At 72.1% G+C, this 11,516-nt stretch carries 8 protein-coding genes; 4 read left to right on the top strand and 4 right to left on the bottom strand.

Translation table 11 applies throughout. The annotated features are described in order from the left end of the window. Positions 1 to 15: 15 nt before the first annotated feature. Positions 16 to 3,546: a DNA polymerase III subunit alpha gene (dnaE, locus tag AB0C69_RS27690; protein ID WP_360358144.1), complete on the bottom strand. Its 3,531-nt coding sequence runs from the start codon at positions 3,544 to 3,546 to the stop codon at positions 16 to 18. Between the two features lie 523 nt (positions 3,547 to 4,069). Here dnaE and AB0C69_RS27685 point away from each other — a divergent pair. The 3 genes from AB0C69_RS27685 (at position 4,070) to AB0C69_RS27675 (ending at position 5,414) form a co-directional block, all read left to right on the top strand. Then, positions 4,070 to 4,363, top strand: coding sequence for a chorismate mutase (locus AB0C69_RS27685; RefSeq protein ID WP_345175620.1), 294 nt, complete (start codon positions 4,070 to 4,072; stop codon positions 4,361 to 4,363). A 95-nt stretch (positions 4,364 to 4,458) separates the two neighbouring features. Then, complete coding sequence (locus AB0C69_RS27680; protein WP_360358145.1) at positions 4,459 to 5,106, top strand: AzlC family ABC transporter permease; 648 nt, start codon at positions 4,459 to 4,461, stop codon at positions 5,104 to 5,106. Then, a complete protein-coding gene (locus AB0C69_RS27675; RefSeq protein WP_345175467.1) occupies positions 5,103 to 5,414 on the top strand; it encodes an AzlD domain-containing protein in 312 nt (103 codons plus the stop codon). Before AB0C69_RS27680 ends, AB0C69_RS27675 begins: the two co-directional genes overlap by 4 nt. 19 nt (positions 5,415 to 5,433) lie before the next feature. On the opposite strand, the gene AB0C69_RS27670 is transcribed toward AB0C69_RS27675, so the two are convergent. The 3 genes from AB0C69_RS27670 to AB0C69_RS27660 all read right to left on the bottom strand — a co-directional run bounded on the left by AB0C69_RS27670 (position 5,434) and on the right by AB0C69_RS27660 (position 7,477). Next, entirely contained in the window at positions 5,434 to 6,366 is a 933-nt protein-coding gene (locus tag AB0C69_RS27670) for an RluA family pseudouridine synthase (RefSeq protein WP_345175469.1), read from the bottom strand. Continuing rightward, complete coding sequence (lspA, locus tag AB0C69_RS27665; protein ID WP_360358143.1) at positions 6,366 to 6,995, bottom strand: signal peptidase II; 630 nt, start codon at positions 6,993 to 6,995, stop codon at positions 6,366 to 6,368. The genes AB0C69_RS27670 and lspA overlap by 1 nt, the downstream gene beginning before the upstream one ends. Before the next feature lie 68 nt (positions 6,996 to 7,063). Beyond that, a complete protein-coding gene (locus tag AB0C69_RS27660) occupies positions 7,064 to 7,477 on the bottom strand; it encodes a TraR/DksA C4-type zinc finger protein (protein WP_345175625.1) in 414 nt (137 codons plus the stop codon). 842 nt (positions 7,478 to 8,319) lie between these two features. On the opposite strand from AB0C69_RS27660, the gene ileS reads away from it, so the two are divergent. Further along, positions 8,320 to 11,493, top strand: a complete 3,174-nt coding sequence (gene ileS, locus AB0C69_RS27655) for an isoleucine--tRNA ligase (RefSeq protein WP_360358142.1) — start codon at positions 8,320 to 8,322, stop codon at positions 11,491 to 11,493. Positions 11,494 to 11,516 lie beyond the last annotated feature (23 nt).

Raw genomic sequence — 11,516 nt, 5'->3', positions numbered from 1 at the left:
GGGGCTACGCCTGGGTCACCCCAGGCAGGACGGGCCCAGGAGTTGCTTCAGGTCGCCCATCAGGGCGGGGGACGGGGCCACGCGGAGTCGGTCGTCCAGGCGGACCACCGTTGTGCGGGGGCCGTTCTGGAGGTGGAGGTGCACCTCGGCGGTGCCGGGGTGGGTGATCAGCACCTCCTTGAGGCGGGACACCGTGGGGGGCGTGCAGCGGCCCAGCGGCAGCGTGACCGAGAGCGGGCCGGTCGCGTCGGTGACGCTGAGGTCGGGCTGGACGACCTCCATCGCGATGATCTTCGCTACGTCCTCGCGGCGGTCCAGGCGGCCCTTGACGACGAGGATGGCGTCCTCGGCGAGGAGGGTCGAGCACAGCTGGTAGGACGACGGGAAGCACATCACCTCGATGGAGCCGCCGAGGTCCTCCAGCTGGAACATGGCCCAGGAGTTGCCCTGCTTGGTGACCTTGCGCTGGAGGCCGGACAGCAGCCCGGCCACGATGACCACCTGGCCGTCGGGACGCTCGCCGCCGTTCAGGACGGCGATCGTGCAGTCGGCCTCCCGCTCCAGGATGTGCTCGACGCCGAGGAGCGGGTGGTCCGACACGTAGAGGCCGAGCATCTCCCGCTCGAAGGCGAGAAGGGTCGTCTTGTCCCACTCCTCGCCCTCGGGGATCGCGACGGCGAACGCGTCCTCGCCGCCGTCGTCCTCCAGGGCGCCGAAGAGGGAGTCCTGGCCGACGGCCTCCTTGCGCTTGATGTCGATGACCGAGTCGATGGCCTGCTCGTGCACCATCAGCAGCGCCTTGCGCTGGTGGCCGAGCTCGTCGAACGCGCCCGCCTTGATCAGCGACTCCACGACCCGCTTGTTGCACACCGGCGGCGGGACCTTGTTGAGGAAGTCGTTGAAGTCGGTGTAGGCGCCCTTCTCGCGGCGGGCCGCGACGATCCCGTCCACGACGTTGGTGCCGACGTTGCGGACGGCCGACAGGCCGAAACGGATCTCGGTGTCGCCGAGCGGGGTGAAGTCGGCCTCGGACGTGTTGACGTCGGGCGGCAGCACCTTCAGGCCCATCCGGCGGCACTCCGACAGGTACAGGGCGCTCTTGTCCTTATCGTCGCCGACGGAGGTGAGCACGCCCGCCATGTACTCGGCCGGGTAGTTCGCCTTGAGGTAGGCCGTCCAGTAGGAGACGAGGCCGTACGCGGCGGAGTGGGCCTTGTTGAAGGCGTAGTCGGAGAACGGGACGAGGATGTCCCACAGCGTCTTCACGGCCTCCTTGGAGAAGCCGTTGTCGATCATGCCCTGCTCGAACCCGACGAACTGGGCGTCCAGCTCGGCCTTCTTCTTCTTGCCCATGACGCGGCGGAGCAGGTCCGCCTTGCCGAGCGTGTAGCCCGCCACCTTCTGCGCGATCGCCATGACCTGCTCCTGGTAGACGATCAGGCCGTAGGTGGTGTCGAGGATCTCCCTGAGCGGCTCCTCCAGCTCCGGGTGGATCGGGGTGATCTCCTGCGCGCCGTTCTTGCGCAGCGCGTAGTTGGTGTGGGAGTTCGCGCCCATGGGGCCGGGCCGGTACAGGGCGCCGACGGCGGAGATGTCCTCGAAGTTGTCCGGCTTCATCAGCCGGAGCAGGGAGCGCATGGGGCCGCCGTCGAACTGGAACACGCCGAGGGTGTCGCCGCGGGCGAGCAGCTCGTAGGTCTTCTTGTCGTCCAGCGGGAGGGCGAGCAGGTCGACCTCGACGCCCTTGTTCTTGCGGATGCCCTGGAGCGCGTCGTCGATGATCGTCAGGTTGCGCAGGCCGAGGAAGTCCATCTTCAGCAGGCCGAGCGACTCGCAGGTCGGGTAGTCGAACTGCGTGATGATCGCCCCGTCGGCGTCCCGGCGCATGATCGGGATGTGGTCGGTGATCGTCTCGCCGGACATGATGACCCCGGCGGCGTGCACGCCGGTCTGGCGGATCAGCCCCTCCAGGCCCTGCGCCAGGTCCATGATCTGCTTGACGTCGGTCTCTTCCTCGTACAGCTTGCGCAGCTCGCCCGCCTCGCCGTAGCGCGGGTGCTTGTCGTCGAAGATGCCCGACAGCGGGATGTCCTTGCCCATGACGGCGGGCGGGAACGCCTTGGAGATCCGGTCGCCAAGCGCGTACGGGAAGCCGAGGACGCGGCCCGCGTCCTTGATGGCGGCCTTCGCCTTGATGGTGCCGAACGTGGCGATGAAGGAGACCTTGTCGGCACCCCACTTCTCGGTCGTGTACTTGATGACCTCGGCCCGCCGGTCTTCAGGGAAGTCGATGTCGATGTCGGGCATGGACGCGCGCTCGGGGTTCAGGAACCGCTCGAAGATCAGCCCGTGCGGGATGGGGTCGAGGTCGGTGATGCCCATCGCGTAGGCGATCAGCGAGCCCGCGGCGCTGCCTCGCCCCGGGCCGACCAGGATGCCGTTCTCCTTGGCCCACATGATGAAGTCGGCGACGACGAGGAAGTAGGACGGGTACCCCTTGCCGAGGATGACGCCCATCTCGTACTCGGCCTGCTCCTTGTAGCCGTCCGGGAGGCCGTCGGGGAAGCGGCGCTCCAGGCCCTTCCAGACCTCCTTGCGGAACCAGCTCTCCTCGGTCTCGCCCTCCGGGACGGGGAAGCGGGGGCTGAGGTCGCGGTACTCGAACATCCCGGCGGGGTCGACGCGCTCGGCGATCAGCAGGGTGTTCCTGCAGCCCTCGGCCCAGATGTCGGAGGAGTCGATGGCGCGCATCTCCTCGGCGGTCTTGAGGTAGTAGCCGCTGCCGTCGAACCGGAACCGGTCGGGGTCGGCGAGCTGCTTGCCCACCTGCACGCACAGCAGCGCGTCGTGGGCGGTGGCCTCGGACTCGTGCGTGTAGTGGGAGTCGTTGGTGACGACCGGCGGGATGTTCAGCCGCTTGCTGATCTCGATGAGGCCGTCGCGGACGCGGCGCTCGATCTCGAGGCCGTGGTCCATCAGCTCCAGGAAGTAGTTCTCCTTGCCGAGGATGTCCTGGAAGTTCGCGGCGGCCTTCAGCGCCTCGTCGAACTGGCCGAGCCGCAGCCGGGTCTGGACCTTGCCGGACGGGCAGCCGGTGGTGGCCATGAGGCCCTCGGAGTGCTCGGCGAGCAGCTCCTCGTCCATGCGCGCGTACTTGAAGACGAAGCCCTCGGTGTAGGCGCGGCTGGAGAGCTTGAACAGGTTGTGCAGGCCCGCCCTGTTCCGCGCCCACAGCGTCATGTGGTTGATCAGGCCGCCGCCGGAGACGTCGTCGCGCTTCTGGCTCGGCTCACCCCACTGGATCTTCTTCTTGTGGTAGCGGGACTCCGGCGCCATGTAGGCCTCGATGCCGATGATCGGGGTCACGCCGGCCGCGGTCGCCTGCCTGTGGAAGTCGTAGGCGCCGTGCATGTTGCCGTGGTCGGTCATCGCGATCGCCGGCATCTTCTGCCGGCCGACCTCCTCGAACATCTGCTTCAACCGCGCGGCTCCGTCGAGCATGGAGTACTCGGTGTGAACGTGCAGGTGAACGAAAGAGTCGGCCATGCGTGCTGCGCCTCCTGCTCGTCGCATGCGACCGCCCACGTGCGGAGTCGGCACGTGGTCGCGGCTCGGTACCGGGGGAACGTCGTCGGGCCGGCGGGCGCCGGAACGACGCGGCTCTGAGAGCCTAACCCGCATCCCTGGTCACTCGCGCCCCGACGCGCCCAATCCCGGGAGCCCCCTTCCGGTCGTCTCGAAACCCGGGACGGGATGTCCGGAGTTTGGCCCGCCGGGCGGCACGGCATACGATCGTCCCGTGGAACGTCGCCATCTCAGGTTTACGCAGCCGGCTCCGGGTGAGCCGGTCGCCCGCGCGACCTAGCGACGACCCCGGAGCCGGCCGAGGCGGAGTCCCCGTGGACTCCGCCTTTCTTCTGGAGCAGCCTTTTCGCTGATCAGGCGCGGCCCGGGGCACCCGCTCCCCCGCCCGGAAGGGCCGCGCGAGAGGGGATCCGAGATGAACGACCAGGTGATCGACCACGTCGGCGCGGACGCGGCGTGCCCGGTCCGCGAGCCGTCCGGCGAGATGCGGGTCGCGCTGCCGTCGGCCGCCGACGTCACCACGCTCGCCGAGGCCCGCGAGGCGATCGACGGCCTCGACGCCGCCCTCGCGACGCTGCTGGAGCACCGCACCGCGGTCGCCGCCGTCGTCCAGCGGCTCAAGCCGGTCGGCGGCTTCGCCGGCCGCGACCCCGAGCGCGAGCGGCGGATCGTCGAGGCCATGGCGGTGCGCGCCCCCTCCCTCGGCCCGGAACGGCTCGCCCCCATCGTGAACGCGATCATCGAGGCGGGGCTGGACGCGGCCGAGTCCGGCCGATGAGCGCGCCCGGGTCCGCGCGGGCGGCCGGTGAGGACGTCCCGGACGAGACCGCTCCGGAGGCGGGCGAGTCGGACGAGGCCGCGCGGGCCGCGGCCATACGCCACGGGCTCAGCGTGGGCATCGCCGTCGGGGTGTCCGGCCTGGCGTTCGGCGCCGCGGCGGTCACGGCGGGGCTCACGGTCGCGCAGGCGTGCGCGCTGAGCCTCCTGGCGTTCACCGGCGCGTCCCAGTTCGCGCTGGCCGGGGTGATCGGCGGGGGCGGCGGGCTCGTCGCCGGGACCCTCGGCGCGGTCCTGCTCGGCGGCCGCAACGCCCTGTACGGGATGCGGCTCGCGGCGACGCTCGGCGTGCGCGGCCCGCGCAGGCTCGCCGCCGCGCACGTCGTCATCGACGAGACGGCCGCCGTGGCGACCGCCCAGCGCGGCCGGGCCGCGGCCCGCGCCGGGTTCTACACGACGGCGATCACCCTCTACCTGGCGTGGAACCTCACCACGCTGCTGGGCGCGGTGGGCGCGGCGCGGCTGGGCGATCCCGAGGCCGTGGGCCTGGACGTCCTCGGTCCGGCGGCGTTCCTCGCCCTGCTCTGGCCGCGGCTCACGAGCGGGCGGACCGCGGTCCGCGTCGCCGTCGCGGCGGCGGTGATCGCGGTGGCGGCGACGCCGGTGCTGCCGCCGGGCGTGCCGGTCATGCTGGCCGCCGTCGCCGCGCTGCCCGCCCTGCTCGGCCGGAGGACCGCGCCGTGAGCGTCTGGATCGCGGTGATCGCCACCGGGCTCGGCTGCTACGCGCTGAAGCTCGGCGGGCTCCTCACCCCGCGCCGCATGCTGGACGACCCCCGGGTGCGCCGGTTCACCGAACTGGTCCCCGTGGCCCTGCTCACCGCGCTGATCGCCGTCCAGGCGCTCGCCGACGGCCGGGCCCTCGATCTGGACGCCGCGCGGCTGGCGGGCCTGGGCGCCGCCGTCGCCGCGCTCCTGCTGCGCGCGCCGTTCCTGGTGGTGCTGGTCGTCGCGGCCGCTGTCGCGGCGGGGCTGCGCCTCCTCGGTCTCTGAGGGGCGCTCTGTCCTGCATTCAGGACTCGGCAGCGACGATCTCCAGGGCGTGGGCCAGGTCGTCCGGGTAGGGGCTCTCGAACTCCACCCACTCGCCCTTGGTGGGGTGCTCGAACCCGAGCCGCACGGCGTGCAGCCACTGCCGCCTGAGGCCGAGGCGCTCCGCCAGGGTCGGGTCGGCTCCGTAGGCCATGTCGCCCACGCACGGATGCCGGATCGCCGACATGTGGACGCGGATCTGGTGCGTGCGGCCCGTCTCCAGGTCGATGTCGAGCAGCGACGCCGCCCGGAACGCCTCGACGGTGTCGTAGTGGGTGACGGACGGCTTCCCGCCCGCGACGACCGCGAACCGGCCGTCGCCGGAGGGGTGCCGGTCGATGGGGGCGTCGACCGTCCCGCGGAACGGGTCGGGATGGCCCTGGACGAGCGCCTGGTAGCGCTTGTCGATGCGGCGCTCCTTGAAGGCGCGCTTGAGCCGCGAGTAGGCGACCTCGCTCTTCGCCACGACCATGGCGCCGGTGGTGTTGGCGTCGAGCCGGTGCACGATCCCCTGCCGCTCGGACGCGCCGCTGGTGGCGATCGTGTGCCCGGCCCCGAGCAGCCCGCCGAGGACGGTCGGGCCCGTCCATCCGGTGGTCGGGTGGGCGGCGACGCCGACCGGCTTGTTCACCACGACGATGTCGTCGTCCTCGAACAGCACGCCCATCCCGGGGACGGGCTCGGCGACCGGGGCGGGCGGCGCGGGAGGCGGCGGGAGCGTGACCTCCAGCCACGCGCCGGCGTGCAGCCGCTCGGACTTGGTGGCCACCGGCGCGCCGTCCAATGCCACGTCGCCCGCGGCGATGATGTCGGCGGCGCTGCCGCGCGACAGCCCGAACAGGCGCGCCAGGGCGGCGTCGATCCGCTCACCCTCCAGGCCGTCGGGGACGTGGAGGCTCCGCACGTCGCCCATCACGACTTCTCCTCGGGGGCCGGAACCTCGGCCTCTCCCTCGGGCTCGCCTGCGGCCGCGCGCTCGGTGGCACGGCCCTCGGCGGCGGCCTCCCCCTTGCCGGAGGACGTCTCCGCTTCCGGGCCCTCGTCCGAGTCCGGGGTCTCGTCGGCGCCGGAGCCCTCGTCCTTGAGGCGCGTCCCGTCCACCTGGAGGCCGCGCGCCGCCAGCAGGACGGCCAGCACGCCGCCGCAGACGATCGCGGAGTCGGCCAGGTTGAACACCGGCCAGTGCGGCAGCTGGATCCAGTCGACGACGTGGCCCTTCAGCGGGGCCGGGGCCCGCAGCAGCCGGTCGATGAGGTTGCCGATCGCGCCGCCCAGCAGCAGCCCGAGGCAGACCGCCCACGGCGCGCTGCGCAGGTTCCGGGCGGTCCGCAGGATCGCCACGACCACCCCGCAGGCGATCAGCGTGAACACGATGGTGTAGCCGGTGCCGATCGAGAACGCGGCGCCGCTGTTGCGGGTCTCGCGCAGCGTCAGCAGGCCGCCGAGCAGCCGGACCGGCGCGCGGTCCTGAAGCGTCGACACCACGATGATCTTGGACACGATGTCGGCGGCGAGCGCGGCCAGGGCCACGGCGACCAGCACGCCGACGCGGCGCGGCCGGGGAGACTCCGCGGTCTCCCCGGCCTGCCGCTCTGGGTTCGTTGAGTCGCTCAGCGACGTTCCTCGCGTTGTTTGCATGTCACACACAGGGTCGCACGCGGGAAGGCCTGGAGGCGCGCCTTGCCGATCGGCCTGGCGCAGGACTCGCAGATCCCGTACGTGCCGGCGTCCATCCGCTGGACGGCCCGCTCGATCTGGGCGAGCAGGTCCTGTGAATTGTAGGCCAGCGCGAGCTCGTGTTCGCGCTCGTAGGTCTTGGCGCCCGCGTCGGCCTGGTCGTCGCCGGCCCCGTCGCTCGCGTCGCCCTCGGCGATCTGGCTGGCGGACGCGGCGATCTCGCTGCGCAGCCCCTCGATCTGCTCCTCCAGGCCCGCCCGCACCTCCGCCAGCTCCGCCGGCGTCCACTGGTGCTCCCCCTCGCGGACCGGCAGCTCCGCGGCGGCCGTCCTGGCCGGCTCCCGCACGTCCGGCGCCGCCCCGCCGGTCTTGGCGGCCGTCCCGGCCCCGCCCGGCTTCCCGGGCCGGCGCCCGGCCGCCTTGCCCGGCTTCACGGCGGTGCCCTTCGCCGGGTTCTTCGCGGCGCCCGCTTCGACCGCGTCGACCGCGTCGACCGCGTCCTTTCCCGCCCCGCCCTTTCCGGCGGCGCCCTTTCCCGGGGCGTCTTTCTCAGCCGTGCCTTTTCCTGCTGCGCCTTTCCCCGCCGCACCCGTTCTCGCGCCCGTCCTCGCGGCGGGCGTCCGGGTCTGGGACGGCCGAGCCGTGCCCCGGCTCTTGCTTGCGGCGGGCGTCGCGCCCCTCATCGCGCCGGCCATGTCGGCCTCCCTCGCGCTGGTCGCCTCAACGGGCAGTGCGGGCAGCATTGGTCCCCTCTCTCGGGCACGGTAAACAACCTGGGCCGTGTTACCGACCGCTTATGCCCGGTCGCCGAACGCATGGAAACTCCCCCGCCGCGCACGAGATCGCAAAGGAACCGTGTCCCCGGCGAGGGAAAAGGGGAAGAGGCGGGGCCCGGCGTGCGTTAAAGTCGGGACGAGCAGTCGCATGGCAGGCACTGATGGGGACACCTGCCGCCGCACGCAGCCATGAGCGACCCGGGGACGGTGCGAGCCCGGGGGCGAGCCCGGCGGTCTGATCACCCCGGAGCCGCCGGAAGAACCGCCCCGCCGAGGGGCCCAGTAGACCCGGCCGCCCAGACTGGAACGAAGCGGACCGCGCCGCACGGGCACGGTCAAGGAGGGTGGTACCGCGGGGCAGCCGCCTCGTCCCTCCGGTCACCGTGTTCGCGTCGATCCGGAGGTCCGCCATCGTGAGCCGAGCTTTTCGGCCGCTGCCCGCGCAGGTTGATCTGCCCGCCCTGGAGCGGGACATGCTGCACCGCTGGCAGGAGAACAAGGTCTTCGAGCGGTCCCTGGAGCGGACCGCGTCCGGGACCCCGTGGGTGTTCTACGAGGGCCCCCCGACCGCCAACGGCATGCCCGGGGTCCACCACGTCGAGGCCCGCGTCTTCAAGGACGTCTTCCCGCGCTTCAAGACCATGAAGGGCCACCACGTCCCGCGCAAGGCCGGCTGGGACTGCCACGGCCTGCCCGTCGAGGTCGCCGTGGAGAAGGAGCTCGGCCTCACCGGCAAGAAGGACATCGAGGAGTACGGCGTCGCGGAGTTCAACGCCCGCTGCCGCGAATCGGTCCTGCGCCACGTGGACGCCTTCGAGGAGATGACCGAGCGGATGGGCTACTGGGTCAACACCGACCAGGCCTACCGCACGATGGACCCCGAGTACGTCGAGGCCGTCTGGTGGTCCCTGAAGCAGGTGTTCGACAAGGGCCTGCTGTTCCGCGACTTCCGCATCACGCCGTACTGCCCGCGCTGCGGGACGGGCCTGTCCGACCACGAGCTGGGCCAGCCGGGCGGGTACGAGACCGTGTCCAGCCCGTCGGTGTTCGTGCGGATGCCCGTCACGTCCGGCCCCCTGGCCGAGATGGGCGCCGCGCTGCTGATCTGGACGACCACCCCCTGGACGCTGGTGTCGAACACCGCCGTGGCCGTCCACCCCGACGTCACGTACGTGGCGGCCCGGCCGGAGGGGTCCGACGAGGTCCTCGTGGTGGCCGAGCCCCTGGTCGACCAGGTCCTCGGCGAGGGCGCCGAGCGGCTCGCCACCTTCCAGGGCACCGAGCTTGAGCGCACCCCCTACCGGCGGCCGTTCGACCTCGTCGACATCCCCGACGCGCACTACGTCGTCTTGGGCGACTACGTCACCGTGGAGGACGGCACGGGGCTCGTCCACCAGGCCCCCGCGTTCGGCGGCGACGACATGACCGTCTGCAAGCGCTACGGCATGCCGATCGTGAACCCGATCGGGCCGGACGGGCGGTTCCTGCGCGAGGTGCCCCTGGTCGGCAACAAGTTCTTCAAGGACGCCGACGAGCCGCTCACCGAAGACCTGCGCGCGCGCGGGCTGCTGTTCCGCGGCGGGCACTTCGACCACAGCTACCCCCACTGCTGGCGCTGCCACACGCCGCTGCTGTACTACGCGCTCCCGGCCTGGTACATCCGCACCACGCAGATCAAGGACCGGCTGCTGGAGGAGAACGAGAAGACCAACTGGTACCCCGAGACCGTCAAGCACGGCCGGTACGGGGAGTGGCTGCGCAACAACGTCGACTGGTCGCTGTCCCGCAGCCGCTACTGGGGCACGCCGCTCCCCCTGTGGGTCTGCGGCGAGGACGAGGAGCACGTCACCTGCGTCGGTTCGCTCAAGGAACTGGGCGAGCTGGCGGGCAGTGACCTTTCCGCGCTCGACCCGCACCGCCCGTACGTGGACGACGTCACCCTCCCCTGCCCCAAGTGCGGGGCGGAGGCGCGCCGCGTCCCCGACGTCATCGACGCCTGGTACGACTCCGGGTCCATGCCGTTCGCGCAGTGGGGCGCCCCCCACCGCAACAACGAGGTCTTCGAGGACGCCTACCCGGCCCAGTACATCTGCGAGGCCCAGGACCAGACCCGCGGATGGTTCTACTCGCTCATGGCCGTCGGGACGCTGGTGTTCGACCGGTCGTCCTACGAGAACGTCGTGTGCCTCGGCCTGATCCTCGCCGAGGACGGCCGCAAGATGAGCAAGCACCTCGGCAACGTGCTGCGGCCCATCCCGCTGATGGACCAGCACGGCGCCGACGCGGTCCGCTGGTTCATGGCCGCGAGCGGGCTGCCGTGGGCGTCCCGCCGCGTCGGGCACGGCGCCCTCGAGGAGATCGTCCGCAAGGTCCTGCTGACCTACTGGAACACCGCGTCCTTCTTCGTCCTGTACGCCAACGCGGCGCAGGCGCAGGGGCGCGCGTGGACGCCGGACCGGCTGGCCGAGGCGCCCGCCCCCGCCGACCGCCCGCTCCTGGACCGGTGGGCGCTCGCCGAGCTGCACCGCACCGTCCGCGAGGTCGACGCCGCGCTGGAGGAGTTCGACACCGCCCGCGCGGGACGCCGGCTCTCGCAGTTCGTGGACGACCTGTCCAACTGGTACGTGCGACGCTCCCGGCGGCGCTTCTGGGAGGGCCCGGAGACGCCGGAGGGCTCGGCCGCGTTCGCGACGCTCTACCAGTGCCTGGAGACCCTCACCCGGCTGATGGCGCCGATCGTCCCGTTCATCACCGACCACGTCTGGGACGTGATCCGCGCCGAGGACGGCCCCGAGTCGGTGCACCTCGCCGAGTGGCCCGCCGTCGACGAGGGCCTCCTCGACGAGGAGCTGATCGAGCGGATGGCGCTCGTCCGGCGGCTGGTCGAGCTCGGCCGGTCCGCGCGTGCCGCCAGCGGCGTCCGGACCCGCCAGCCCCTCGGCCGCGCCCTCGTCGGCGCCCCCGGCTGGTCCGCGCTGCCCGGGCAGCTGCGCGCGCAGATCTCCGAGGAGCTGAACGTGCTCGGCTTCGAGGAGCTGTCCTCGATCGGCGGCGACCTGGTCGAGTACGAGGTCAAGCCCAACTTCCGCGAGCTGGGCAAGCGGTACGCCAAGGACACCCCGAAGGTCGCCAAGGCGATCACCTCCGCCGATCCGGCCGCCCTCGTCCAGGCGCTGCGCGCGGGCTCGGCGCAGGTCGAGGCCGACGGCGTCGGCGCGGTGCCGCTCGGCCCGGACGACGTGATCGTCACCGAGCGCCCGCGCAGCGGCTGGGCGGTGGAGAGCGCCGCCGGCGAGACGGTCGCGCTCGACCTGACCGTCACGCCCGAACTGCGCCGCGCGGGCCTGGTTCGGGAGGCCGTCCGCCTCGTCCAGGAGGGCCGCAAGGCCGCCGGCCTGGAGGTGACCGACCGCATCGACCTGTGGTGGGAGGCCACCGGCACCGACCTCGCCGAGGCGCTGCGCGCCCACGCCGACGAGGTCGCCGCCGAGGTGCTCGCCGCCTCGGTGTCCGAGGGCCGCCCCGAGAGCCTCACCGCCACCCGCGACGAGGAGCTCGGCCTCACGTACTACCTCCGCAAGGCGTGACCTAGCTCAACGGACCCTCCGCC

It is taken from the genome of Actinomadura sp. NPDC048032 (assembly GCF_040653175.1).
In the GTDB taxonomy this organism is placed as follows: Bacteria; Actinomycetota; Actinomycetes; order Streptosporangiales; family Streptosporangiaceae; genus Spirillospora; species Spirillospora verrucosospora.
This window is presented reverse-complemented; position numbering and strand designations above follow the sequence as displayed.